Raw genomic sequence first — 26,626 nt, forward strand, 5'->3', positions numbered from 1 at the left:
CTGAAGCTTCAAAGCTTAAGGGATCATGATGCAGAACGGCGCAATGAAGGCCTGGCTGGATTCCTCCTATCTGGCGGGCGCGAACCAGTCCTACATAGAGCAGCTCTATGAAGATTATTTGACAGATCCTGGTTCCGTTGATGATAGTTGGCGTTCGATTTTTCAACAACTACCTTCTACGGGTGTAAAACCTGATCAATTCCACTCTCAAACGCGTGAGTACTTCCGTCGACTAGCGAAAGATACCACCCGTTATAACTCCGCGATCAACGATCCTGATACTGATGCCAAGCAAGTTAAGGTGTTGCAGTTAATCAACGCCTTCCGCTTCCGCGGCCATCAGCATGCTAATCTCGATCCCCTCGGTTTATGGAAACAGGAAGAGGTGCCAGATCTCGATCCTGCTTACCACAACCTGACTGAAGCAGACTTCCAGAACACCTTCAACGTGGGTTCTTTTGCCATCGGCAAGGAAACCATGAAGTTGGCCGATCTGTATGCCGCACTGAAACAGACCTATTGCGGGTCTATCGGTGCCGAGTACATGCATATCACCAACACTGAAGAGAAACGCTGGATTCAGCAACGTATCGAATCTGTCGTAGGGAAACCAACGTTCAGTGATGAAGAGAAACGTCGTTTCCTGAGCGAACTGACCGCTGCGGAAGGGTTGGAGCGTTATCTGGGAGCCAAATTCCCTGGTGCCAAACGATTCTCGCTGGAAGGCGGCGATTCGCTGGTGACCATGTTGAAAGAGATGATCCGTCACGCAGGTAAAAACGGGACTCGCGAAGTCGTACTGGGGATGGCGCACCGTGGCCGCCTGAACGTCCTGATTAACGTGCTGGGTAAAAAACCGGAAGATTTGTTCGATGAATTTGCCGGTAAACATAAAGAACATCTGGGTACGGGTGACGTTAAATATCACCAGGGTTTCTCCTCCGATGTAGAAACTGAAGGCGGCCTGGTTCATCTGGCGCTGGCCTTTAACCCGTCTCATTTGGAAATCGTTAGCCCGGTTGTCATCGGTTCCGTTCGCGCCCGCCGCGATCGTCTGGATAAAGCTCGCAGCAATATGGTTCTGCCAATCACCATTCATGGTGATGCGGCGATTACCGGTCAGGGCGTGGTTCAGGAAACTCTGAACATGTCGCAGGCTCGTGGTTATGAAGTTGGCGGCACCGTTCGCATCGTCATCAACAACCAGATTGGTTTCACTACTTCCAATCCGCAAGATGCCCGTTCGACGCAGTACTGTACCGATATCGCGAAAATGGTGCAGGCGCCGATTTTCCACGTCAATGCTGATGATCCGGAAGCCGTGGCGTTTGTAACCCGTCTGGCGTTGGATTTCCGTAACACCTTTAAACGTGACGTGATGATCGATCTGGTCTGCTATCGCCGCCACGGCCATAACGAAGCCGATGAGCCAAGCGCAACTCAGCCAGTGATGTATCAGAAGATCAAAAAACACCCGACGCCGCGCAAAATCTATGCTGACAAGCTGACTGAGCAAAAAATTGCCAGCCTGGAAGATGCCACGGAAATGGTCAACCTGTATCGCGATGCGTTGGATCACGGAGATTGCGTGGTTGAAGAATGGCGTCCGATGAACCTGCAATCCTTCACTTGGTCACCGTATCTGAACCACGAGTGGGATGAAGAATATCCGAGCAAAGTTGAGATGAAACGCCTGCAAGAGCTGGCGCGTCGTATCAGCCAGGCGCCGGACGCTATCGAAATGCAGTCTCGCGTAGCGAAAATCTACGGTGACCGCGCTGAAATGGCCGCAGGCAACAAACCGTTCGATTGGGGCGCTGCTGAAACTCTGGCCTACGCCACGCTGGTAGATGAAGGTATTCCGATTCGTCTTTCCGGTGAAGATGCGGGGCGCGGTACCTTCTTCCACCGTCACGCAGTGATTCATAACCAGAAAAACGGCTCGGTGTATGTGCCTTTGGCAAATATTCACAGCGGTCAGGGTGATTTCACCGTTTGGGATTCCGTTCTATCAGAAGAAGCGGTACTGGCCTTCGAATACGGTTACGCTACCGCAGAACCGCGTACCCTGACTATCTGGGAAGCGCAGTTCGGTGACTTTGCCAACGGTGCTCAGGTGGTTATCGATCAGTTCATCAGTTCCGGCGAGCAGAAATGGGGCCGTATGTGTGGTCTGGTTATGCTGTTGCCGCATGGTTACGAAGGTCAGGGTCCGGAGCACTCCTCCGCCCGTCTGGAACGCTATCTGCAACTGTGTGCCGAACAAAATATGCAGGTGTGCATTCCTTCTACGCCAGCTCAGGTTTACCACATGCTGCGCCGTCAGGCTCTGCGTGGGATGCGCCGTCCGCTGGTCGTCATGTCACCGAAATCCTTACTGCGCCATCCGTTGGCTGTGTCTTCTCTGGATGAACTGGCTAACGGTACTTTCCTGCCGGCAATCGGTGAAATCGACGAATTGGATCCGAAAGCGGTGAAACGCGTAGTGATGTGCTCTGGCAAGGTCTACTACGATCTGCTGGAACAGCGTCGCAAGAACGATCAGAAAGATGTCGCTATTGTACGTATCGAGCAGCTTTATCCATTCCCGCATCAGGCAGTTCAAGCGGTTCTGGAACAGTATGCCCACGTTCATGACTTTGTCTGGTGTCAGGAAGAGCCTCTGAACCAGGGTGCCTGGTATTGCAGCCAACATAACTTCCGTGAAGTGATTCCTTTTGGTTCCTCTTTACGCTATGCCGGCCGTCCGGCCTCTGCCTCTCCGGCGGTAGGTTATATGTCTGTACACCAGAAACAACAGCAAAGTTTGGTTAATGACGCGTTGAACGTCGAATAGCTAATTGTTTAAAACACAAGGGATAGATAATGAGTAGCGTAGATATTCTGGTTCCTGACCTACCTGAATCCGTCGCGGATGCGACAGTGGCCACCTGGCATAAAAAACCGGGCGACAGCGTTCAACGTGACGAAGTCCTGGTAGAAATCGAAACTGACAAAGTTGTGCTTGAAGTTCCCGCCAGCGAAGCAGGGATTCTGGACTCTATTCTGGAAGACGAAGGCGCAACCGTGCTTTCTCGCCAGATTCTGGGTCGAATCCGTCCGGGCGATAGCTCAGGTAAACCGACAGAAGAGAAGATCCAGAGCAAAGAATCCACCCCTGCTCAACGTCAAACCGCCAGTTTGGAAGAAGAGAGCAATGACGCCCTCAGCCCGGCGATTCGCCGCCTGATTGCAGAACATTCTCTTGATGCCAGCGCTATTAAAGGCAGCGGTGTCGGTGGTCGTATTACCCGTGAAGACGTGGAACAACACCTGGCGAACAAACCGGCAGCGCCGAAAGCCGCCGAAGCCAAAGTGGAAGTTGCCGCACCTGCATTGGGCAGCCGCAGTGAAAAACGTGTACCAATGACCCGCTTGCGTAAACGCGTGGCCGAGCGTCTGCTGGAAGCGAAAAACAGCACTGCCATGTTGACGACTTTCAACGAAATCAACATGCAGCCGATCATGGATCTGCGCAAGCAGTACGGTGAGGCTTTCGAAAAACGTCACGGTGTACGTTTGGGCTTTATGTCCTTCTACATCAAAGCGGTAGTTGAAGCCCTGAAACGTTATCCAGAAGTGAACGCTTCTATCGATGGCGAAGACGTGGTTTATCACAACTACTTCGACGTTAGCATCGCTGTTTCTACTCCACGTGGCCTGGTTACACCGGTTCTGCGTGATGTAGACACACTGGGCATGGCTGATATCGAGAAGAAAATCAAAGAACTGGCTGTTAAAGGCCGCGATGGCAAACTGAAAGTGGAAGAACTGACCGGCGGTAACTTCACTATTACCAACGGCGGCGTGTTCGGCTCCTTGATGTCGACTCCGATCATTAACCCACCACAAAGCGCGATCCTTGGTATGCATGCCATTAAAGATCGTCCAATGGCGGTAAATGGTCAGGTAGTGATCTTGCCAATGATGTACCTGGCGCTCTCTTACGATCACCGTTTGATCGATGGCCGTGAATCTGTCGGCTATTTGGTTACGGTGAAAGAGATGCTGGAAGACCCAGCACGCCTGTTGCTCGACGTATAAAAAAGATAACGGTTAAAGGCTGCCTGACGGTTGGGGAATATCCCGATCTGTCAGGCTCCTGACGCCATAAATCTAGTGTTAAAAAACCTATGTGTTAACAAAAACCTATGTGCTAATTGCGGTCGATCCCAGGGTCGGCATTATCCAGACACTGCGGGGCTCGTCCCGTCTACAGACTTAAATGGATAGAACATCATGAATTTACACGAATATCAGGCCAAACAACTGTTTGCTCGGTATGGTCTGCCGGCTCCAACCGGTTACGCCTGTACCACACCCCGTGAAGCAGAAGAAGCCGCATCAAAAATCGGCAGCGCACCTTGGGTGGTAAAATGTCAGGTTCATGCTGGCGGTCGCGGTAAAGCGGGCGGCGTGAAGCTGGTTAATAGCAAAGAAGAAATTCGTGCTTTTGCGGAACACTGGTTAGGCAAGCAGTTGGTCACTTACCAAACTGACGCCCACGGCCAGCCGGTACACCAGATTCTGGTAGAAGCCGCGACCGATATTGATAAAGAACTGTATCTGGGCGCTGTAGTCGATCGCGGTTCTCGTCGTGTGATCTTCATGGCTTCAACCGAAGGCGGTGTTGAAATCGAGAAAGTTGCGGAAGAAACGCCGGAACTGATCCACAAAATTGCTCTGGATCCACTGGCGGGTCCGCAGCCATACCAAGGCCGTGAGTTAGCCTTCAAACTGGGTCTAACCGGTAAACAAGTCAGCCAGTTCACCAAGATCTTTATGGGTCTGGCAGCGCTGTTCCTGGAACGCGATCTGGCGATGGTTGAGATCAACCCGCTGGTGATCACCAAACAAGGTGATTTGGTGTGTCTGGATGGCAAACTGGGTGCGGACGGTAATGCCCTGTTCCGTCAACCAGAGCTGCGCGAAATGCGTGACCAGACTCAGGAAGACGCCCGTGAAGCTCAGGCTGCGCAGTGGGAACTGAACTACGTCGCGCTGGATGGCAACATCGGCTGCATGGTCAACGGCGCAGGTCTGGCGATGGGTACTATGGACATCGTGAAACTGCACGGCGGCGAACCGGCTAACTTCCTCGACGTTGGCGGCGGCGCAACCAAAGAACGCGTAACCGAAGCCTTTAAAATCATTCTGTCCGACGACAAAGTGAAAGCGGTGCTGGTCAATATCTTTGGCGGTATCGTACGTTGCGATCTGATTGCTGACGGCATCATTGGTGCGGTAGCAGAAGTGGGTGTTAACGTACCGGTTGTTGTTCGTCTGGAAGGGAATAACGCTGAGTTGGGTGCCAAAAAGCTGGCAGACAGCGGCTTGAATATTATTGCTGCGACCAGCCTGACAGATGCGGCTCAGCAAGTTGTTGCGGCAGTGGGGAGTAAATAATGTCTATTTTAATCAATAAAAACACCAAAGTTATTTGCCAGGGTTTCACCGGCGGCCAAGGGACTTTCCACTCCGAACAGGCGATTGCTTACGGCACTAAAATGGTTGGTGGTGTAACGCCAGGCAAAGGCGGCACTCAGCATCTGGGTCTGCCGGTATTTAATACCGTGCGTGAAGCCGTGGAAGCAACCGGTGCGACCGCTTCGGTTATCTACGTGCCGGCTCCGTTCTGTAAAGATTCCATCCTGGAGGCGATTGACGCAGGCATTCAGCTGATTATCTGTATCACTGAAGGTATCCCGACGCTGGATATGCTGGTTATCAAAGTGAAACTGGAAGAAAGCGGCGTGCGCATGATCGGTCCTAACTGTCCGGGTGTGATCACCCCGGGTGAATGTAAAATCGGCATCATGCCAGGCCATATTCATCTGCCAGGCAAAGTGGGCATCGTTTCTCGTTCGGGTACCCTGACTTATGAAGCGGTTAAGCAGACGACTGATATTGGCTTCGGTCAATCAAGCTGCGTCGGTATTGGTGGCGATCCGATCCCAGGCTCTAACTTTATCGATATCCTGAAACTGTTCCAGGAAGATCCGCAAACCGAAGTGATTGTGATGATCGGTGAGATCGGCGGGACCGCGGAAGAAGAAGCCGCAGCCTACATCAAAGATCACGTCACCAAACCTGTTGTGGGTTATATCGCCGGTGTGACTGCGCCTAAAGGCAAACGTATGGGCCATGCTGGCGCCATCATTGCCGGTGGTAAAGGTACGGCTGAAGACAAGTTTGCGGCTCTGGAAGCGGCAGGCGTGAAAACAGTTCGTAGCCTGGCCGATATCGGTGACGCGGTGAAAGAAGTTTTACCTCAGTAAGCTGACTTAAGTCATTCGAGCGGCGGCAAGAGGGTAGACAGGTGAACCCGATGAGTTTAGGCGACTAAGTGATTTGGGCGATCGGGTTAAGCCAACGCAGAGGCAGCTTGAGGCATACAGGTCTAGATATAGATAAAAATAACGATTAGCTCGACATATATTGGCCACCTTCCGGTGGCCTTTTTTTTATAAAGAAACCGCGTGAACCTTCCGATATCGCAGAATTCCCCTCCGTTAGAGAGGGGAGGGCATCAGAAATTATTCAGGGCGGTAATCAGTATCATATCCGTTTGTGCCTGCTGCTTAGCTTGCTCGCTTTTAGCGTTGCCAAGCTGCTGCTGAAGTGACGCCAGCGCTGCGTTATAGCTGGCTTTATCGCTAAACAGCTTATCCTTAACGTTAATCGATGCGATATTGGTAAAACGTCCGTCTTCGGTGGTAGGAACCGCTATTTTCCCTTCATTGATTAGCTTTTTCACCACTTCTCGCTGCGGTTCATAACCTTCCAATCCAACCAGCTTCCAACGTTGCTCGGTTTTTCCTTGGTATTGACCGTGTTTGACCTCGGTTAGATAACGGATGGTCAGATTACGAATGGTGCCGTCCTCTTCGCCATATTCTGCCTTAGTATCGGAAAGTACCGGGAACTGCTGACCCGCCAGTACACCACCTTTCTGAGTCAAATGTCCCATTCGATAGCTGTTCATTCCTAAGCGAATTGGCGTGCTATCGGTAACGGCTTCGCCATGGTTAAAACGTAAATTGGTGATACGTGAACCCGCAGGTTGGCGTAGGTCGATGGTGTAGGTGACGCCATCAAAGAAATCATTGGTGGAATATTTAGACGCGCGACGTTGCGGATTAAAACTGTAGGTGACATCGCCCGGTTTAACCTGATTGAAATAATCGGCTGACCACTCCATATATTTTTTCAGTTCTTTACCCGTAAGCTGATAAACCGTTATTTCCCCGCCGGCGTATTGATAGTTAAAAGCAATATCTTTAGCTTTTATCTCACCTAAATCTAATTTAGCTCGGTCATTATCGATCTGTAAGGCAATAACTTGCGCTTTAGGCGCATAGTGGCGTGCGGCTTCCTGGAACAGAGCACTGATACCGGTATCCTGAATATGTACTTGCGGAATGCCTTTTATCTCATCTTTAGGCACTAAGTCTACTCCGCTTAGGGTCGCAATAACCCGATTTGCATTGGCGCGCAAAATACTGTGATAAGGCTGATAAATAGCTTCAAGTTCTTTATCAGAATGAATTCCTTTGATGGGGTAGGTATAACTGTCTTTATTGATTAAATGATATTTTCCATCCCGCTGTTCAAATTGCAAATCGATACGGGAAAGGGCGCGGCCATATTTATCCGGTTCAGTAATAATAACGCCGTTCACTACGGCCTTATCAATTTTGACGTGCATATGGCCCGCGACTATGGCCGCTAGCTCCGGGTTGGCTTTGGCAATGTCCCCCACGCCAGTACCGGGACGCTGGTTCTCGTTATCAATCCCCATATGGGCAACCAGCACGATAGCGTCGACCTGCGGCTGAATTTGTTGAATCACCTTCTTAACTTCTTGCACAGGATCGGTAAAATTCAGCCCCTTGATACGATCGGTACCTTGGGCAAATTCCGCTGTCATTGGCGTATCCATACCGATGATGCCGATTTTGACGCCCTGGCGTTCGATAATCTTATAAGAGGGCAGGTAAGGCTTGCCGCTGTCCCAGAAGATATTCCCCGCCAGAGCGGTACCTTTAAACTGGTTTAAAGAGGTGGATAGAACCTTCAGACCGAAATCGAATTCGTGATTACCTAGCACCCAAGCATCGTAATTCAGGGCGTTGAAACCGAGCATCATCGGGCTGACGGCCTCGTTTTTAAAGGTTTCCACGAAGTTGCCCTGAATGGTATCACCGGCGTCAACCAAAATGATATTGGGCTGTTCGGCGCGGATTTTTTTCACCTGCGTGGCGATTTGGCTCAGGCTGCCGGCCAGATTTTCACTGTCGCTGGCATAGTCCCAGGGAACGAAGGTGCCGTGCAGATCGGAGGTACCTAAAATCGTCAGGTTGACAGTTTCAGCGGCGAAGGAGGAAGAGGTGCTGATACAAAGTAAGGAGGCGAGCGCTATTTTTTTCATTTTAATCTTCTTGAAGGGGCCAATGTTTCATCATGTAACCGAATTTTATGATGCAACAAAATAGCAACACAAGCGAACGCTTCCCCAAGAATCGATTAATATATTCATATAAATTGTTAAGTTGTGATTCAACTCACCATGAAGATTATAAATTAAAAAAGTTAATCTTGATCGCGGAAAAATGAAAAAATAAATCATTACTTAAACCATTAAATCACATTTATTTAACACTGGAGGTTTATATAAAAATATTTGAACGATTAATTAACACCTCCAGAAGAAAATTGTTCTAAATCAAGTTTTCAATATGGCAATAATGTTCATATGAGCTTAAATTGTTCTGGATCAATTTGTCCTGCTATCGATAATTAGTTGGTTTGTTGACCTGTATCCAGAACTCAAAGCCAGGTCACGTAAAATCCTATTTATTGTATGGGATTAGAAGCGTACTATTATCGCGGTGTAATACTGGGTAGTTGATATTGTTATTTTTGTTGTGTTTTTTTGGGCATTCACTGCTGGTAGTTATGAGACTTCCAATTATAGCGGAGGTCGCGTTGCCGCAAGTCGGAGTCTTCCTGCGAGGAGCAAGGAGTCAAGATGTTTGATATTGTCGAACTGTCACGGTTACAGTTTGCCTTAACGGCTATGTACCATTTCCTATTTGTCCCGCTAACGCTGGGTATGGCGTTTATGCTGGCAATTATGGAAACGGTTTACGTACTGTCTGGCAAACAAATCTATAAAGATATGACCAAATTCTGGGGCAAGTTATTTGCTATTAACTTTGCTCTGGGGGTCGCTACGGGTCTGACTATGGAGTTCCAGTTCGGGACTAACTGGTCATATTTCTCTCATTACGTCGGTGATATCTTCGGTGCCCCTCTGGCAATCGAAGGTCTGATGGCGTTCTTCCTGGAATCTACTTTTGTTGGTCTCTTCTTCTTCGGTTGGGATCGGTTAAGTAAACATCAGCATCTGGCCGTTACTTGGCTGGTTGCATTGGGGTCTAACTTCTCTGCCCTGTGGATTCTGGTTGCCAACGGTTGGATGCAAAACCCAATTGCGGCGGATTTCAACTTCGAAACCATGCGTATGGAAATGCTAAGTTTCTCTGAGCTGGTTCTGAACCCGGTTGCTCAGGTTAAATTCGTGCATACCGTTGCTGCTGGTTATGTTACCGGTGCGATGTTTGTTCTGGGTATCAGCTCGTACTATCTGTTGAAAGGCCGTGATATTCCGTTTGCCAAACGTTCCTTTGCTATCGCTGCCAGCTTTGGTTTAGCCGCGACGCTGTCCGTTATTGTTCTGGGTGATGAATCCGGTTACGAAATGGGTGACGTACAAAAAACCAAACTTGCTGCAATTGAAGCCGAATGGGAAACCCAGCCGCCTCCGGCAGCCTTTACGCTGTTTGCTATTCCTAATCAGGAAAAAATGGAGAACTCGTTCGCCATTCAAATTCCTTATGCATTAGGCTTGATTGCCACTCGTTCATTGGATACTCCGGTGACCGGCCTGCGCGATCTGATGTCACAGCACGAAGTCCGTATCCGTAATGGTATTCAGGCTTATCGTTTGCTGGAAGAACTGCGTGCGGGTAACACCGATCCGGCTGTTCGTGCCGAGTTCAACAAAACCAAGCAAGATCTGGGTTATGGCCTGTTGCTGAAGCGTTACACGCCGAACGTAACTGACGCTACCGAAGCGCAGATTCAACTGGCAGCAAAAGACTCTATTCCTAAAGTTCTGCCGCTGTACTTCGCGTTCCGCATCATGGTGGTCTGTGGCTTCCTGCTGTTGCTGATTATCGGTCTCTCGTTCTACAACGTATGCCGTGGTCGTATCGGTGAGAAAAAATGGCTGCACCGTCTGGCGCTGTGGGGTATTCCATTACCTTGGATCGCGATCGAGTCTGGCTGGTTTGTGGCTGAGTATGGCCGTCAACCTTGGGCAATCGGTGAGGTTCTGCCCACTGCCATTGCCAACTCTTCGGTGACAGCAGGGGATATTCTGTTCTCCATGGCGCTGATTTGCGGTCTGTATACGCTGTTCCTGGTCGCAGAAATGTACCTGATGTTCAAATTTGCGCGCCTTGGGCCTAGTAGCCTGAAAACTGGCCGCTATCACTTTGAACAGCCGACTGCGCCTGCGCAAGAAGCACGGTAAACGGGAGTCCACTTATGTTTGATTATGAAGTATTACGATTTATCTGGTGGCTACTGATTGGTGTGCTACTGATAGGTTTCGCCGTCACCGATGGTTTTGATATGGGCGTAGGTATCCTGCTACGCATTATCGGTAAAACCGATACTGAACGCCGTGTCATGATTAACTCGATTGCTCCCCATTGGGATGGCAACCAGGTTTGGTTGATTACCGCCGGTGGTGCGCTGTTTGCCGCGTGGCCAATGGTGTACGCCGCTGCCTTCTCCGGTTTCTATATTGCGATGATTCTGGTGTTGGCTGCGTTGTTCTTCCGTCCGGTCGGTTTTGACTACCGCTCGAAGTTGGAAAGCAGCCGCTGGCGCAATATGTGGGACTGGGGCATCTTCATCGGTAGCTTCGTTCCTGCTGTAGTGTTCGGCGTCGCCTTTGGTAACCTGCTGCAAGGTGTTCCATTCCATATGGATACCTACATGCGCTTGTTCTACACCGGCAACTTCTTCCAACTGCTGAACCCGTTCGGCCTGTTGGCGGGCGTAGTCAGTCTGGCCATGTTGGTGACTCAGGGTGCTACCTACCTGCAAATGCGTACCCGCGGTGAAATTCATCTACGTTCCCGCGCTGCCGCACAGATTTGTGCGTTAGTGATGGGCGTAGCCTTCCTGCTGGCGGGTATCTGGGTAGTGAAAGGTATCGACGGTTTTGTGATTACTTCAGCGCTGAACACCGCTGCGGAATCCAACCCGATGCGTAAAGAAGTGGCACATCAGGCGGGCGCCTGGTTGATTAACTTCAACAAGTACCCAAGCCTGTGGGCGCTGCCAGCGTTAGGGGTAATCCTGCCGTTGTTCACCATCCTGTTCTCGCGTATGGAAAAATGCGCGTTGGCGTTTATCTCCTCGTCACTGACGATTGCCTGTGTGATTTTGACTGCCGGGGTTACCATGTTCCCGTTCGTTATGCCGTCAAGTACCATGCCGAACGTTAGCCTGACAATGTGGGATGCGACATCAAGCCTGCTGACGCTGAAAGTGATGACCATTGTTGCGATTATCTTTGTGCCGCTCATCCTGCTCTACACCAGCTGGTGTTACTACAAGATGTTCGGTCGTATCGATAAAGAATATATCGAAAACAACAAGCACTCACTTTACTAAGGAGCATAAAGCATGTGGTATTTTGCCTGGATTCTCGGAACACTTCTGGCCTGCTCCTTCGGTATCATTACTGCTCTGGCGCTAGAGCAGAGTGAGGCCAATGCGGCGGAGAAGAAAGCCGCTAAAAACGGCAGCGAAGATGTTGTCCGATAAGTTGTACGCTTTAATGGATAAGGGCCCGCTGCGGGCCCTTTCACTTATTCTCGCCTTCACGCTGGCTTTCTGTATTTTCTGGGACCCGACGCGCTTTGCCGCCGCCACCAGTTCGTTAGAAGTCTGGCAAGAGGTGTTTTTAGTGTGGGCTGTCTGTACTGGGGTCATCCATGGCGTAGGTTTTCGACCGCAGCGGGTATGGCTGAGAGCTTTTTTCTCGCCTCTTCCTGCAATTGTGATCTTAGGCGCGGGAATTTTCCATTTTTTCGCCTAATCTTGCAGCTAATCATCCCTATGGGCCGTTCGGCCCATAATTATTTTCGTTCTCACCTTGCAAGTCATTCCAAACCGAATCGCTCTTCAGTATAGTGTGTCCGTTAATTGCATTACTGGGAAGTAGAGTGAGTAATACGTTATTTCGATGGCCGGTTCGTGTCTACTATGAAGACACCGACGCTGGTGGCGTGGTTTACCATGCGCGCTACGTAGCCTTTTACGAAAGGGCGCGCACAGAAATGCTGCGCCAACGCAATTTTCACCAGCAGCAATTGTTCAGTGAGCATATTGCTTTCGCTGTCCGACGCATGACGGTAGAGTATCTTTCTCCAGCACGTCTTGATGATATGCTAGAGGTGGAGAGCGAAATTACTGAAATGCGGGGGGCCTCTCTCTCGTTTGCTCAACGAATTTTCGATTCCCATGGCAATCTTCTGAGTAGTGCAGAAGTATTGGTCGCATGTATCGATCTACACAAAATGAAGCCAAAAGCGCTTCCCAAGTCTATTGTCGCGGAGTTTAAGTAGTGGCTGACATGAACATTCTGGATTTATTCCTGCAGGCGAGCCTATTCGTTAAGCTTATCATGCTGGTACTGATGGGCTTTTCCATTGCGTCTTGGGCAATTATCATTCAGCGAACGCGCGTTCTGAATGCTGCCACACGTGATGCCGAAGCCTTTGAAGACAAGTTCTGGTCCGGCATTGAGCTTTCCCGTTTATATCAGGAAAGTCAGGCGCGCCGCGATAGTCTGGGTGGCTCAGAGCAAATTTTCCACTCTGGTTTTAAAGAGTTTGCTCGTTTGCATCGCGCAAACAGCCATGCGCCGGAAGCCGTTATCGACGGCGCCTCCCGTGCTATGCGCATCTCGATGAACCGCGAGCTGGAAGCGTTGGAAAACCATATCCCGTTCCTGGGCACCGTCGGTTCTATCAGCCCGTATATCGGTCTGTTTGGTACCGTATGGGGGATTATGCACGCCTTTATCTCCTTGGGCGCAGTGAAACAAGCAACTTTGCAAATGGTTGCACCGGGTATTGCTGAGGCACTGATTGCTACGGCGATTGGTCTGTTTGCGGCAATCCCTGCGGTAATGGCGTATAACCGCCTGAATCTGCACGTCAGCAAGCTTGAGCAGAACTATGACAACTTTATGGAAGAGTTCATTGCTATTCTGCATCGCCAGGCTTTCGCCAGCACCGAGAGCAAATAAGTAGGGGGTTGTATGGCGCGAGTACGTGGTCGTAGACGTCGCGAGCTTAAGTCTGAAATTAACATTGTGCCCTTGCTCGACGTATTGCTGGTATTGCTGCTGATCTTTATGGCCACAGCGCCCATCATTACACAAAGCGTTGAGGTTGATTTGCCTGACGCTACGGATTCGAAAACGGTATCCAGCGATGATAATCCGCCGGTGATTGTGGAAGTTTCTGGTGTTGGTCAATATACGGTGGTGGTCGATCATCAACGGATGGAGCAGTTGCCAGAGCAGCAGGTTGTTGCGGAAGCTCAGGCGCGTCTAAAAGCCAATCCGAAAACCGTGTTTTTGATCGGTGGTGCTAAAGAAGTTCCTTATGATGAAATCATCAAGGCGCTGAATATGCTCCATCAGGCTGGCGTTACTTCGGTTGGGCTGATGACTCAGCCGATCTAAGTCTGTGTTGATGTCGATTAAGCGCGAAATATCGCTGTATCGGCATTGACCCTGTTTTTGAATATCGAGTGTGGAAATCGAGCGTGGGAAAGGCAACCGAGCAAAACGATAAGTTGAATCGCGCCGTTATTGTTTCGGTCGTTCTGCACATTATATTAATTGGCCTGCTAATTTGGGGCTCGTTGACGCAGAAGACTGAAATGGGCGGCGGCGGAGCTGGCGGCGAAGTGATTGACGCCGTGATGGTCGATCCCGGTGCGATAACACAGCAATATAATCGCCAGCAGTCACAGCAGGCTGACGCGAAGCGCGCTGAAGAACAGCGCAAGAAAAAAGCCGAACAACAGGCAGAAGAATTACAACAGCAGCAGGCCGCAGAGCAGCAGCGCCTGAAAGAGCTGGAAAAAGAGCGGCTACAGGCACAGGAACAGGCCAAGCAGTCGGCGGAAGAACAGAAAAAAGCGGCGGCTGAGCAACAAAAACAGGCCGCCGAACAGCAAAAACAAGCGGCAGAGGCAGCAGCCAAAGCCAAAGAAGAACAGAAGCAGGCCGAAGCTGCGGCTGCTAAAGCGAAAGCTGAAGCCGAGCAGGTAGTGAAAGCCGCCGCCGACGCGAAGAAAAAAGCCGAAGCAGATGCGAAGAAAGAGGCTGCCGTAGCGGCGGCAGCGAAGAAGCAGGCAGAGGCTGACGCCAAGAAAGCGGCAGAAGATGCGAAGAAGGCCGCAGAAAAAGCCGCTACAGAAGCTAAACAGCAGGCCGCTGAAGCCGCAGAGAAGAAAGCTGCCGCCGACGCTGAGAAAAAGGCTGCTGCTGATGCCAAGAAAGCCGCAGCAGATGCGAAAAAAGCGGCTGACGCCAAGAAGAAGGCGGCAGCAGAAGCAGCGAGTGCTACGGATGTTGACGATCTCTTTGGTGGCCTGGCGTCATCCAAGAATGCGCCAAAAAGTGGTACTGGCGCAGGTGAAGCCGCAGCAGGTAAAGGCGGTGGCAAGAAAAGCGGTGCGTCGGGTGCAGAAATCAGCGGCTATTTAGGCCAGATTACTGCGGCGATTCAGAGTAAGTTTTATGATGCAGACTTGTACAAAGGCCGCACGTGCGATCTCCGGATTAAACTGGCACCGGACGGTCTGTTGATAGACGTAAAAGCGGAAGGTGGCGACCCTGCATTGTGTCAGGCCGCGATAGCCGCAGCGAAACAGGCTAAGATTCCTAAACCACCGAGTAAAGATGTTTACGAAGTATTTAAGAATGCGCCGGTTTCCTTTAAGCCACAATAAGTGTTGATTAACGGGGTATAAGTTTGTTAATCAACCACGGATTATGTAGTTTTGTTTGCGTTGGTTTGTTAAAATTCTGCTAATTATCGCGGGCATTCCGCTCGGATAAGGGAGACAAGATGAAGCAGGCATTTCGAGTAGCACTAGGCTTTTTAGTTTTATGGGCATCTGTGTTACACGCAGAGGTTCGCATTGAGATAACCCAAGGGGTGGACTCTGCTCGTCCGATCGGCGTAGTTCCGTTCAAATGGATGGGGCCGGGTACGCCTCCTGAAGATATCGGCGCTATCGTGGGTGCAGACTTACGCAACAGCGGCAAATTCAACCCGATTGACGTGGCGCGTATGCCGCAGCAGCCGTCTACCGCAGCGGAAGTGACGCCTGCGGCATGGACTGCATTAGGCATTGATGCCGTGGTTGTGGGTCAGGTACAGCCGGGCGCTGATGGCAGCTATTTGGTTTCTTACCAATTAGTTGATACAGCAGGTGCAGCGGGAAGTATTTTGGCGCAGAATCAGTATAAAATAACCAAGCAATGGTTACGTTATTCTGCCCATACCGCCAGTGATGAAGTATTTGAAAAACTGACCGGTATTAAAGGGGCGTTCCGTACGCGTATTGCCTATGTAGTGCAAACTAACGGTGGCAAATTCCCGCATGAATTACGTGTTTCAGACTACGATGGCTACAATCAGTTTGTAGTACACCGTTCTCCTGAGCCACTGATGTCACCGGCCTGGTCGGCGGATGGCAGCAAAATTGCTTATGTAACATTTGAGAGTGGCAAGTCTGCACTGGTTATTCAAACGTTGGCGAACGGCGCAATCAAACAGGTTGCTTCTTTCCCTCGTCATAACGGTGCACCAGCATTCTCACCTGACGGTACCAAACTGGCGTTCGCTTTGTCTAAAAGCGGTAGCCTGAATCTCTACGTGATGAACCTGGCGTCTGGCCAGATCAGTCAGGTAACGGATGGCCGTAGCAACAATACGGAGCCAAGTTGGTTCCCGGACAGCCAGAATCTGGCTTACACCTCAGATCAGGGTGGCCGTCCGCAGGTGTATAAAGTGAATATAAACGGCGGTGCGCCGCAGCGTATCACGTGGGAAGGTTCTCAGAACCAGAACGCGGACGTTAGCGCTGATGGTAAGTTCCTGGCACTGGTTAGCTCCAGCAGTGGAACCCAGCACATCGCCAAACAGGATCTAGAAACGGGAGCCGTTCAAGTGTTAACGGACACGTTCCTGGATGAAACGCCTAGTATCGCGCCTAACGGCACCATGGTTATCTATAGCTCGACTCAAGGGCTAGGTTCCGTGTTACAGCTGGTCTCGACTGATGGGCGTTTCAAAGCGCGTCTTCCGGCAACTGATGGACAGGTAAAATTCCCTGCCTGGTCGCCGTATCTGTGATGCATGTGTAAATACGTATGTATGGCAAACTATAAAAAAGGATCAAAGAGATGCAACTGAACAAAGTGCTGAAAGGGCTGATGTTGGCATTGCCAGTTCTGGCTATCGCTGCTTGTAGTTCTAACAAAAGCGCAAACAATGACCAATCTGGCATGGGCGCTGGCACTGGTACAGAAAGCAGCAACCTGTCTTCAGAAGAGCAAGCTCGTCTGCAGATGCAGGAACTGCAAAAGAACAATATCGTTTACTTCGGCTTCGATAAATACGATATCGCTTCTGACTTCGCTCAAATGCTGGATGCACATGCTGCATTCCTGCGTAGCAACCCGTCTTACAAAGTTGTTGTTGAAGGCCACGCGGATGAACGCGGCACGCCAGAATACAACATCGCTTTGGGCGAGCGTCGTGCTAACGCAGTGAAAATGTATCTGCAAGGCAAAGGCGTTTCTGCTGACCAAATCTCTATCGTATCTTACGGTAAAGAAAAACCAGCGGTACTGGGCCACGACGAAGCAGCATTCGCTAAAAACCGTCGTGCAGTTCTGGTTTACTAAGAGAATCGCATGAACAGTAACTTCAGACGTCACCTGTTGAGTCTGTCGTTACTGGTTGGCGTAGCGGTCCCATGGGCCGCTACTGCCCAAGCGCCAATCAGTAATGTCGGCTCCGGCTCGGTAGAAGATCGAGTCACATCTTTAGAGCGTATTTCTAACGCTCACAGCCAGCTATTGACTCAACTCCAACAACAACTGTCCGATTCGCAGCGCGATATCGATAGTTTGCGTGGTCAGATCCAAGAAAACCAATATCAGCTAAATCAAATTGTCGAACGGCAAAAACAGATCTACCAGCAAATGGATAGTCTGGGCGGGCAGGGTGCGCAAAATTCTGCGTCTGCTGCAGCTGGCGCGTCGACAGAGAGTGCGGCGACAGGTGGTGGTTCTGATTCTGCGGCGGGTGCAGCGGCTAATACAGCCGCACCGGCAAGCAGTGGTGATGAGAACAGCGACTACAACACGGCAGTTTCACTGGCTCTTGAGAAGAAGCAGTACGATCAGGCGATCGTTGCTTTTCAAAACTTTGTGAAACAGTACCCAAAATCGACTTACCAGCCTAACGCCAACTACTGGTTAGGGCAGTTGTATTACAACAAGGGTAAGAAAGATGATGCTGCGTATTACTACGCTGTTGTTGTAAAAAATTATCCAAAGTCTCCGAAAAGTGCAGATGCAATGTATAAAGTTGGGGTGATCATGCAGGAAAAAGGCCAGGGCGATAAAGCCAAGGCGGTTTACCAGCAAGTGATCAAGCAATTCCCTAACACTGATACGGCGAAACAAGCGCAGAAGCGTTTATCTGCTCTTTAGTCTTTTTAAGCCCAGTAATTGGTCTGATCGGCTAATTTCTGGGCTTGATCGTGTGAAGAACAAGCAGTTAAACGATTGATTCGAAATTTAAGTTGCGCTGCGAAGAAAAATTAGTAATATATGCCGCCGTTGCCAAGACAACTTGCAAAACGTTAAAGCGACGAAAAAATAGCTTCATATAATGGGTCGTTAGCTCAGTTGGTAGAGCAGTTGACTTTTAATCAATTGGTCGCAGGTTCGAATCCCGCACGACCCACCATGATGAAGTGATGTACTGTTTCAAATCGTAGGGATGAGAACCGTGAAGGTTCGAGCCGAACGAAGTGAGACAGCAACGCGAAGGCGTTGCCCCGTAAGGGTGAGTCCGCAGGACGAATCATCCCGCACTTTCACCATTATGAAGTGTTAAAAGTAAAGTAGTTGAGTAGTACCGCATCACAGCGGGTCGTTAGCTCAGTTGGTAGAGCAGTTGACTTTTAATCAATTGGTCGCAGGTTCGAATCCCGCACGACCCACCATTCTTTCCTAATTGGCTGGAATGAAAAGAAGTTGAAGTTATCGCAGCGATATTCCTCTTCCTGTTTTGTCTGGTTTTATTCTCTAAGTGTTGTAATGCAATAATACATAATGGGTCGTTAGCTCAGTTGGTAGAGCAGTTGACTTTTAATCAATTGGTCGCAGGTTCGAATCCCGCACGACCCACCATGATGAAGTGATGTACTGTTTCAAATCGTAGGGATGAGAACCGTAAAGGTTCGAGCCGAACGAAGTGAGACAGCAACGCGAAAGCGTTGACCCGTAAGGGTGAGTCTGCAGGACGAATCATCCCGCACTTTCACCATTATGAAGTGTTAAGAGTAAAGTGGTTGAGTAGTACCGCATCACAGCGGGTCGTTAGCTCAGTTGGTAGAGCAGTTGACTTTTAATCAATTGGTCGCAGGTTCGAATCCCGCACGACCCACCATGATGAAGTGATGTACTGTTTCAAATCGTAGGGATGAGAACCGTGAAGGTTCGAGCCGAACGAAGTGAGACAGCAACGCGAAAGCGTTGACCCGTAAGGGTGAGTCCGCAGGACGAATCATCCCGCACGACCCACCATGATGAAGTGATGTACTGTTTCAAATCGTAGGGATGAGAACCGTGAAGGTTCGAGCCGAACGAAGTGAGACAGCAACGCGAAAGCGTTGACCCGTAAGGGTGAATCCGCTTGACGAATCATCCCGCACGACCCAGCATTCCCTTCTAGTTCAGTCAACTCCCCAAAGAAAGAACAATCTCATACTGTACGATTTGTGTGGTGCGATAACACTTCATGCCAGTTTTGAACAACGCTTGCGTTGGCCCGAAGGGCGAGTATCAGGATGATACGAGTCACCTGCGTTCAGATTCGATCCGTGAGTTGTGAGTCTGTGAAAATAGTCAGGCTTAAACCTTTTATCTCAGCTCTGTTATTAATAGCCTCCAAATCGTCTCTCTATGGCGCTGTCAGCGATCAAATACTTCCTTTGCCACCTAAGTCTTTTTCATAGACTGCGCCAGATACGGGCTGCTGTGGCTCTTTCCATTGGATCTAAACCTGGTTGACTCGTCGATCATAATTCTAAGCTCGGTAAAACCATAAATAGAAACGATTCATCTACTATTTTTAACTCTATTAAACATATTTCGCATATATCAACAAATTCGGGCGACTTTCACTCATGTTTTGGGTATTTTGTTTAGGATAAAAAACAAAATCCCTTATTTTATGTATAACAGCGTGAGTAACCGGTGTTTTTCCATATACCTTGCGATGAGATGTGAGCGATGAGCGAAATTTTTGATATAAATGCGGCGATTTATCCCTTCCCGGCGAAGCCGGCGCCCTTAAATCTCGATGAGAAGGCTTTTTATCGTCAGAAGATCAAGATGTTGCTGAAGCAGCAGGATGCTGTATTGGTCGCTCATTACTATACCGATCCTGAGATCCAATCGCTGGCGGAAGAAACCGGTGGTTGTGTGGCCGACTCTTTGGAGATGGCTCGCTTCGGCAACACGCATCCGGCTTCTACGCTGCTGGTTGCCGGGGTGCGTTTTATGGGTGAAACGGCAAAAATTCTTAACCCTGAGAAGCGGGTATTAATGCCTACTCTCAACGCCGAGTGCTCTCTGGATTTAGGCTGTCCGGCCGATGAATTTGCTGCGTTTTGCGATAGCCATCCTGATCGTACCGTTGTGGTGTACGCCAACACTTCCGCAGCGGTTAAGGCGCGGGCAGACTGGGTTGTGACATCCAGTATCGCCGTTGAGCTGATTGAACATCTGGACAGCTTAGGTGAGAAAATTATCTGGGCTCCGGATCGTCATTTAGGCCATTACGTGCAGAAGAAAACCGGTGCGGACGTACTCTGCTGGCAGGGGGCCTGTATCGTCCATGACGAGTTTAAAACTCAGGCGTTGATGCAGATGAAGGCGCTACACCCGGATGCTGCCATTTTGGTGCATCCGGAGTCTCCTCAGGCCATCGTCGATATGGCCGATGCTGTGGGTTCCACCAGCCAGCTAATTCAGGCGGCTAAAACGTTACCGCAGCAAAAACTCATCGTTGCCACCGATCGCGGTATCTTTTACAAAATGCAGCAAGTTTGCCCAGAGAAAGAATTATTCGAAGCCCCGACAGCCGGTGAAGGCGCTACCTGCCGAACCTGCGCCCATTGCCCGTGGATGGCGATGAATGGCCTGCAGGCGATTGCTGAAGGACTTGAGCGGGGCGGGGCACTGCACGAGATACATGTGGATGAAGAATTACGTCAGCAGTCGCTGATTCCGCTTAATCGCATGCTGGATTTCGCCAATCAGCTAAAATTGCAGACACAGAGTAATGCCTGAATTCCTTAATCCTTATTATTGGCGAGAGCTATGGGTTTTCGGAAATGGTTCGTTAAAGCAACGGATTGATAAATATAAAGTTTGGCAAGTCTAAAGAGGCCGCTTCGGCGGTTAACTAAAAGGATTATCGGATGGACTTTTTCAGTACGGGTAACATATTGGTGCATATCCCGCTGGGCGTACAGGGATACGATTTATCGTGGATTGAAGCCATTGGCACTTTATTTGGTTTGCTGTGTATTTGGTTCGCCAGCAAAGAGAAAATTATTAACTATCTGTTTGGCCTGATTAACGTGACGTTATTTGCCGTCATTTTCTTCCAGATTCAGCTGTACGCCAGCCTGTTGCTTCAAGTGTTCTTCTTTGGTGCCAATATTTACGGTTGGTATGCGTGGAGTCGTCAGACCACCGATAATCAGATCGAGCTGAAAATTCGCTGGCTTTCACTGCCAAAAGCGTTGGGATGGGGCGCTGTGTGCGTCATCGGTATTGCACTGATGACATTCAATATTGATCGCGTCTTTGCCTGGCTGACAGGAATAACCGTCGCCATTATGCAGGCATTCGGAGCCAACGTTCAGGTGCCGCATTTGGAACCGGATTCTTTCCCGTTCTGGGACTCAACCATGATGGTGTTATCCATTGTGGCAATGATTCTGATGACGCGAAAATACGTGGAAAACTGGCTGGTTTGGGTGGTTATCGATCTGATTAGCGTGGTGATTTTTACCTATCAAGGCGTTTACGTGATGGCGCTGGAATACGTCATCCTGACGTTGATTGCCCTGAATGGCTCGTGGCTGTGGATTAAAGCCGCCAGAGAGAATCATTCGCAACCATTAGCCGTTCAGAGTTAAGTCAGTATTTACTTTTGATATAAAGGCCTGACAGCGGCATTGCGGCTGCTGTCAGGCACGGATACTAACGATTTAGTGGTGATGATGGTGAGCGCTAGCGGAAGTCGCGGCTTGATTAATATCGCAGTCTGGTTCTTCACAGTGCTGATATTCCATCTGAATCGTGGCGTGCCCAATCTGATAGTGATGCAGTAAATAATGCTGAATGCGTTGCAGCAACTCATCGTGATCGCGCGGCGGAATCACCTGCACATGCAAGGTCATCACCCGTTGTTCACCGACTTTCCATAGATGCACATGATGAACGTTACGGACTTCACTAATATTCAGGCAGAGCGATTTGCGTAATTTATCGATATCCACATCCTGCGGTGCGCCTTCCAGCAATTCATGAAAACTCTCTTTCAGCAGGCCCCACGCGCTGCGTAAAACCAGCATTGAAACCAGCACGGACAAGATCGGGTCGATAGGCATCCAGCCGGTGGTTAAAATCACAATTGCCGCCACAATTGCCCCGACAGAGCCTAAAAAGTCACCGATAACGTGCAGCATGGCAGCGCGGACGTTGATATTTTGCTCCTCGCCATCGCCGCGCAAAATCCACAGAGAAAATAAGTTGGCTAACAGACCAGCAACGGCGACGATCAGCATTGGCGTGCCCATCACCTCATGCGGCGTAAAGAAACGGCTAGCGGCTTCCCATAAAATAAATACCACGATCAGTAATAACGCGGCTGCATTGACAAAGGCGGCTACCGTCGTTAAGCGCAGATAGCCAAAGGTATGGTTGGCGTCAGGTTTACGGCGAGAAAAGCGAACCGCCATCAGTGCGATAAATAGCGCGGCTGAATCAGTCAGCATATGGCCGGCGTCTGCCAACAGAGCCAGTGAACCAGATAGCCAGCCACCTATCGCTTCCGCAACCATAAATACGGTCGTCACGATAAAGGCGATAAGTAGGCGCTTACTGTTACTGTTTTTCGGGGAGTTTGGAGTTGTTGTCATCATTCATCCTGGATTTTGACAAAGCAATTTACGACAAAACCTAGCTGATACTTTGGGTTATCAAAACCATCTGCTGATGGTTTGCTAAGTGAGTATTGAAGATATCTTATTCAACTTATCAATTGTTTCATCTAGTATCTTCAATAACTGAGTATAGGTTTCCTCGGTAATTTTTCCTTGCTGGCATTGAATAACTACCTGCTGACACAATTCAGCCTCTGGCGCGTGCTGTAAAATCAGGAAGCTGCCTTTAGTTCTATGGGCGGCTTTCTCTATAGTGGAAAGAGAAGCATCTGGCTGGCTAAGTAGCTGTTTATCCTGGATGAGGGAATCGAGCAGCGTGCTAGTCAGTTTGTGCATCATCTCACTATTTTGATGCGCCAATGATTGGAGAGTTTTCTCCAGATCGCTGAAATCGGTCGGTGCAGCAAGAGTGGTCGCTTCCACACGTAAAATATTTTCAATGGCAGCCAGAGATATGGGTTTGGTCAGCCAGTGATCAATCGCCACTTTTCCCGGCAGAATTCGGGTGAATTCTTGCACATCGGCAGAACAAAGAATGATTTTTGCCGGAGCTTGATCTTGCTGACGTTCGATATAGCGGATGATTTTTGCCAGCGTAAAACCGTCCGGATGCGGCATATTGTAATCAATAAACAATAAATCAAAGGGTTGCTGGCGGTGGGCTTTAAGGAAATCTCGACCATTCTCAAACAATTCTGACGACATACCTAAGTGGTTTAGCTGTTGCTGCATAAGCAGTAAATTGGTTGGATGGTCGTCCACAACCGCGATTCTTAACGGTTGTAGCGCCGTCAATGGCACCTGCGATTGCTGTGACGGCAGGCTAACCGCCGGTTCTTCCTCTGTTAGGGTGGCGGGCAGGCTGATGTCTACCTGCGTACCCTGACCGTATACCGAGGTCAAGTTAATCTCGCCTCCCATACGTTCAATGATTTCTTTGCAAATGGATAAACCTAAACCGCTGCCTTGTACCGACAAGCTTTTGCTATTTCCAGCGCGATAAAATGGCTGGAACAGGTGAGGCAGGTCTTTGGCGGCGATACCGCAGCCGCTGTCTTTAACCTGCAATAATAGTTTGCCGTGGGTATCTGTTTGAGGCTGCCACTGAATATTGACGTTAATTTCTCCGCTTTGGGTGAATTTAATCGCATTGGTAATCAGATTATTGATCACCTGAAGCAGTCGGCCTCCATCCACCAAAATCGCCCCCGGTAAGGACTCACTCTGGCTGACAGCGAAGCTAATTGGGCGCATTCCCAAAAGCGGTTGATAAACGGCGCGGATATGCCCGATCCACGGTTCCAGTGGCGTCGGTTTAGGATTCAGTTGCAGGCTGCCGGTTTCGAGCTTGGCGTAATCCTGTAAGTCATTGAGCAAGCTCAATAAGGATGAGGCCGAACTGTATATCACCGGTAAGTTATCCTTCTGATGATTAGCCTGCTTTAACTCCAGCTCCAGCAACCCCAGAATAGCGTGCATCGGCGTGCGTAATTCGTGGCTAATCATCGCCAGAAAACGACTTTTCTTACTATTGGCGGCCTCTGCCTCGCGGCGCGCCTGTTCCAACCAATTCCGCTCCCGTTGCTCTTTTCGCTGCTGAATGAAACGTCGTAGCAATACAAAGAGTAACCCGGCAATAATCAGCCCCAGTAAGGTTAGCAACCAACCGGTTTGCGGTATCATGCGATTATCATTCACCGCATCTATCAAACTGCTGCGATCCGAGGTCCAGCCTTCGCGCAGCGATTGCAGAGTGGCTGGCGGAATTTGCAGCAGATTTTTATTGAGAATAGACAGCAATAGTGGCGTGTCACGGCGCACGCCAAACGCAATGGGATAAGCGATGTTGTTAGCGGCAAAGGCCAGTTTTATCGCGCCGGCATAGCGAGATAGGACAATAAAGTTGGCGGAAATTACGTTATCAATCAATGCATCGACCTGACCATTCGCCAGAGCATTGTAAAGGGCTTTACTGTTCTCAAAACTGACTACGCTAAAACCGTCGGGAATCAGGTGTTGCCCCAGATTTCCATTCACTACGCCAATACTCTTCCCCTCTAAATCCTTCCAGGTAGAAATATTGTTAGCGTATTCGCTTACATAAACGCCCCACAAAGCCCGATGAATGGGAGTGGTGCTGTCGTATTGTTCTTTAAAACCCCGGGTTAATGGCAATACGGCTCGGAATAATGCCTGTTTATCGCTGACCTGCTGGTCTGCCTGTTGCGGGTTGCTGCTCCAGACCGGAGCGAATTCCAGCCCGGTATTTTGAGCTATGATATTAATAATATCAACGATATAACCATGAGGCTCGTCGTCAGAACCTCGATAGCTGAAAGGGTAGTCATTTTCGATTGCGGCATAGTAAATCCGCGGATTTTTCTTCACCCATTCCTGTTCCAACTGCGAAAGGTCGGCGTTGCCGGTATCCAGATAGCTGGGAATTTTTTTGCTCCAGCGATTCTGAATAACATTGGCCATCGACATGGGCAAATTGCTGATAACCTGATCGAGCATCTCAATTAACGGTTTATCGGTAGAGGCAAAAACAAAGGATAAATTGCCTAATTTAATCGCGCTTTCAACCTGATAGATCTGCCCGAGCTGTAGCTGATCGATAATAAAACTGGCGCTGGTTTCATCGGCAATAAAGTAATCATTGGTGCCATTTAATAATGAGTAAACCGCCTGTAAATTACTGTCGAATAAGCGTACGTTGGCCGTCTGGCTATTTATTTCGTCATAAGCCTGCATACCGGTAATTTTGCTGATGGCAATTCGGGCATTTTCCGAGTTCAGCATAATGGAACGGTTATTTTGCCGGTTGCGCAGTACGCGTAAATTACTGACGTAATAAGGGGCAGAAGAGAACAGGTTAGGCGTAAAGGCATTTTGCGGTATGCCAAATAGCAGGTCGATCTGTTTGTTTTTAATTGCCAGATTGAGCTGCGCCAGATCGGTAAAGCCGTAAATGGCAATATGGGCACCGGTGGCTTGATGAATATAGTTTAGATAGTCGGCGTTCAGGCCATAGAGATCGTCATCAACGATAATATTGTAGGGGCTGAGGTTATCGCTCAAAATCCCCACACGCAGGGTTTTGCCGTGCCAGTCATTCTTCAGCGTAGCAAAGGTCTGATCGGTGGGGACGTTGATGCTACTAACCAGATTATAGCGTACCGGTTCGGCGGCAATCGCTCCCGTAGGCAGGCAGAACTGAATAAGGGTCAGGAGCAACCAAATGAATTTCATGGCTGTAGATCGTTAAATACGGCAATTAATTCAAGAAGATTCGCCGCCCCAGTTTTATTCAAAATATTCTTTTTATGCGTACTGACGGTTTTATTACTGATGTTTAACATTTGCGCAATATGCAAATTGGAGTTCCCTTTCGCTAATAGGCCCAATATCTGGATTTCTTTTGGCGTGAGATTATGTTTTTCATAATTATCTGCCGAGGTAACAAAAGAAATTTCTTCCGGGAAAGCGGTATTACCTGCGAGTACCTGGCCTATGGCATCTAACAGGTGAGTCATCTGGCTACCTTTGTGCACAAATCCTTGAGCACCGGCGCTGTGAGCCATTTTAGCGTATACCTCTGTCTCTTGCGAGGTATAGACGATCACCGGAAGCTCGGGGTAATGGCGTCGAATTCTGCGCAGGAATTGCAGGCCGTCTACTTGCGGTAAGCCGATGTCGAGGATCAGCAATTCAAAAGGCTGTTCGGCTAGACGCTGGACTGCCTGCTGGTCGTCGGAGACACTTTGCAATTGATAAGGAATGGCCGATTGAAGCAGCGCGGCTTCAAGGGCGACGTGTACAACGGGATGGTCATCAACTAAGAGCAGCCTTGGCATAGTGTCCTTTTATCCTCTGATATATATATCATCCCAAATAATAACTTTGCTAAATTCATTATGAGTGAGATAAGTACAGA

21 protein-coding genes, 4 tRNA genes and 4 other RNA genes are annotated in these 26,626 nt (G+C 49.4%); 25 read left to right on the top strand and 4 right to left on the bottom strand.

Annotation, left to right across the window (positions count from 1 at the left end; genetic code table 11):
• Positions 1–28 precede the first annotated feature (28 nt).
• The 4 genes from sucA to sucD all read left to right on the top strand — a co-directional run bounded on the left by sucA (position 29) and on the right by sucD (position 6,317).
• The gene (gene sucA, locus PL78_RS01465; RefSeq protein ID WP_064512521.1) at positions 29–2,836 is read left to right on the top strand and encodes a 2-oxoglutarate dehydrogenase E1 component; all 2,808 of its coding nucleotides are present in this window, start codon (positions 29–31) and stop codon (positions 2,834–2,836) included.
• Positions 2,837–2,865: 29 nt separating this feature from the next.
• Complete coding sequence (gene odhB, locus PL78_RS01470) at positions 2,866–4,083, top strand: 2-oxoglutarate dehydrogenase complex dihydrolipoyllysine-residue succinyltransferase (RefSeq protein ID WP_064512523.1); 1,218 nt, start codon at positions 2,866–2,868, stop codon at positions 4,081–4,083.
• A 195-nt stretch (positions 4,084–4,278) separates the two neighbouring features.
• Entirely contained in the window at positions 4,279–5,445 is a 1,167-nt protein-coding gene (gene sucC / locus PL78_RS01475) for an ADP-forming succinate--CoA ligase subunit beta (RefSeq protein ID WP_064512525.1), read from the top strand.
• Positions 5,445–6,317 (top strand): succinate--CoA ligase subunit alpha, encoded by an 873-nt coding sequence (gene sucD / locus PL78_RS01480; protein WP_064512527.1) that lies wholly within the window; start codon positions 5,445–5,447, stop codon positions 6,315–6,317. Before sucC ends, sucD begins: the two co-directional genes overlap by 1 nt.
• A gap of 251 nt (positions 6,318–6,568) precedes the next feature.
• Here the strand turns inward: sucD and PL78_RS01485 are convergent, their stop codons facing one another.
• Positions 6,569–8,470: a 5'-nucleotidase C-terminal domain-containing protein gene (locus PL78_RS01485; RefSeq protein ID WP_064512530.1), complete on the bottom strand. Its 1,902-nt coding sequence runs from the start codon at positions 8,468–8,470 to the stop codon at positions 6,569–6,571.
• 600 nt (positions 8,471–9,070) lie between these two features.
• Between PL78_RS01485 and cydA the strand changes: the two genes are divergently transcribed.
• The 21 genes from cydA (at position 9,071) to pnuC (ending at position 21,660) form a co-directional block, all read left to right on the top strand.
• The gene (cydA, locus tag PL78_RS01490; RefSeq protein ID WP_049596725.1) at positions 9,071–10,639 is read left to right on the top strand and encodes a cytochrome ubiquinol oxidase subunit I; all 1,569 of its coding nucleotides are present in this window, start codon (positions 9,071–9,073) and stop codon (positions 10,637–10,639) included.
• A 14-nt stretch (positions 10,640–10,653) separates the two neighbouring features.
• Positions 10,654–11,793, top strand: coding sequence for a cytochrome d ubiquinol oxidase subunit II (gene cydB / locus PL78_RS01495; protein ID WP_064512532.1), 1,140 nt, complete (start codon positions 10,654–10,656; stop codon positions 11,791–11,793).
• Between the two features lie 12 nt (positions 11,794–11,805).
• Positions 11,806–11,946, top strand: coding sequence for a cytochrome bd-I oxidase subunit CydX (gene cydX / locus PL78_RS01500; RefSeq protein ID WP_049596723.1), 141 nt, complete (start codon positions 11,806–11,808; stop codon positions 11,944–11,946).
• A complete protein-coding gene (gene ybgE / locus PL78_RS01505) occupies positions 11,933–12,220 on the top strand; it encodes a cyd operon protein YbgE (RefSeq protein WP_049596722.1) in 288 nt (95 codons plus the stop codon). Before cydX ends, ybgE begins: the two co-directional genes overlap by 14 nt.
• Before the next feature lie 127 nt (positions 12,221–12,347).
• Positions 12,348–12,749: a tol-pal system-associated acyl-CoA thioesterase gene (ybgC, locus tag PL78_RS01510; RefSeq protein WP_064512534.1), complete on the top strand. Its 402-nt coding sequence runs from the start codon at positions 12,348–12,350 to the stop codon at positions 12,747–12,749.
• On the top strand, positions 12,749–13,435 hold the full coding sequence (gene tolQ / locus PL78_RS01515; RefSeq protein WP_049596720.1) for a Tol-Pal system protein TolQ: 687 nt from the start codon (positions 12,749–12,751) through the stop codon (positions 13,433–13,435). Before ybgC ends, tolQ begins: the two co-directional genes overlap by 1 nt.
• Positions 13,436–13,447: 12 nt before the next feature.
• The gene (tolR, locus tag PL78_RS01520) at positions 13,448–13,876 is read left to right on the top strand and encodes a colicin uptake protein TolR (RefSeq protein ID WP_049596719.1); all 429 of its coding nucleotides are present in this window, start codon (positions 13,448–13,450) and stop codon (positions 13,874–13,876) included.
• An 83-nt stretch (positions 13,877–13,959) separates the two neighbouring features.
• On the top strand, positions 13,960–15,153 hold the full coding sequence (gene tolA, locus PL78_RS01525) for a cell envelope integrity protein TolA (RefSeq protein WP_064512535.1): 1,194 nt from the start codon (positions 13,960–13,962) through the stop codon (positions 15,151–15,153).
• Positions 15,154–15,272: 119 nt separating this feature from the next.
• Complete coding sequence (gene tolB / locus PL78_RS01530) at positions 15,273–16,565, top strand: Tol-Pal system beta propeller repeat protein TolB (protein WP_049596717.1); 1,293 nt, start codon at positions 15,273–15,275, stop codon at positions 16,563–16,565.
• Positions 16,566–16,615: 50 nt separating this feature from the next.
• Positions 16,616–17,119, top strand: coding sequence for a peptidoglycan-associated lipoprotein Pal (pal, locus tag PL78_RS01535; protein ID WP_004722151.1), 504 nt, complete (start codon positions 16,616–16,618; stop codon positions 17,117–17,119).
• 9 nt (positions 17,120–17,128) lie between these two features.
• Entirely contained in the window at positions 17,129–17,932 is an 804-nt protein-coding gene (gene cpoB, locus PL78_RS01540; RefSeq protein WP_064512537.1) for a cell division protein CpoB, read from the top strand.
• A gap of 183 nt (positions 17,933–18,115) precedes the next feature.
• Positions 18,116–18,191, top strand: a tRNA-Lys gene (locus tag PL78_RS01545).
• A 13-nt stretch (positions 18,192–18,204) separates the two neighbouring features.
• Positions 18,205–18,327, top strand: a non-coding RNA gene (locus tag PL78_RS01550) — RtT sRNA.
• Between the two features lie 47 nt (positions 18,328–18,374).
• Positions 18,375–18,450 (top strand) — tRNA-Lys (locus tag PL78_RS01555).
• Between the two features lie 111 nt (positions 18,451–18,561).
• Positions 18,562–18,637: transfer RNA gene (locus PL78_RS01560), tRNA-Lys, on the top strand.
• A gap of 13 nt (positions 18,638–18,650) precedes the next feature.
• Positions 18,651–18,773, top strand: a non-coding RNA gene (locus PL78_RS01565) — RtT sRNA.
• Between the two features lie 47 nt (positions 18,774–18,820).
• Positions 18,821–18,896 (top strand) — tRNA-Lys (locus tag PL78_RS01570).
• A gap of 13 nt (positions 18,897–18,909) precedes the next feature.
• Positions 18,910–19,033: non-coding RNA, RtT sRNA (locus PL78_RS01575), on the top strand.
• Positions 19,034–19,046: 13 nt separating this feature from the next.
• A non-coding RNA gene (locus PL78_RS01580) (RtT sRNA) lies at positions 19,047–19,170 on the top strand.
• A gap of 571 nt (positions 19,171–19,741) precedes the next feature.
• Positions 19,742–20,803: a quinolinate synthase NadA gene (gene nadA / locus PL78_RS01585; protein ID WP_064512538.1), complete on the top strand. Its 1,062-nt coding sequence runs from the start codon at positions 19,742–19,744 to the stop codon at positions 20,801–20,803.
• A 131-nt stretch (positions 20,804–20,934) separates the two neighbouring features.
• Complete coding sequence (gene pnuC, locus PL78_RS01590; RefSeq protein ID WP_064512541.1) at positions 20,935–21,660, top strand: nicotinamide riboside transporter PnuC; 726 nt, start codon at positions 20,935–20,937, stop codon at positions 21,658–21,660.
• A gap of 72 nt (positions 21,661–21,732) precedes the next feature.
• On the opposite strand, the gene zitB is transcribed toward pnuC, so the two are convergent.
• The 3 genes from zitB to PL78_RS01605 all read right to left on the bottom strand — a co-directional run bounded on the left by zitB (position 21,733) and on the right by PL78_RS01605 (position 26,546).
• Positions 21,733–22,665 (bottom strand): CDF family zinc transporter ZitB, encoded by a 933-nt coding sequence (zitB, locus tag PL78_RS01595; RefSeq protein ID WP_064512543.1) that lies wholly within the window; start codon positions 22,663–22,665, stop codon positions 21,733–21,735.
• 84 nt (positions 22,666–22,749) lie between these two features.
• A complete protein-coding gene (locus tag PL78_RS01600; protein WP_064512546.1) occupies positions 22,750–25,941 on the bottom strand; it encodes an ATP-binding protein in 3,192 nt (1,063 codons plus the stop codon).
• The gene (locus PL78_RS01605) at positions 25,938–26,546 is read right to left on the bottom strand and encodes a response regulator (protein WP_064512548.1); all 609 of its coding nucleotides are present in this window, start codon (positions 26,544–26,546) and stop codon (positions 25,938–25,940) included. The genes PL78_RS01600 and PL78_RS01605 overlap by 4 nt, the downstream gene beginning before the upstream one ends.
• Between the last annotated feature and the right edge of the window lie 80 nt (positions 26,547–26,626).

The sequence above is a fragment of the Yersinia entomophaga genome (assembly GCF_001656035.1).
Taxonomy (GTDB): Bacteria; Pseudomonadota; Gammaproteobacteria; order Enterobacterales; family Enterobacteriaceae; genus Yersinia; species Yersinia entomophaga.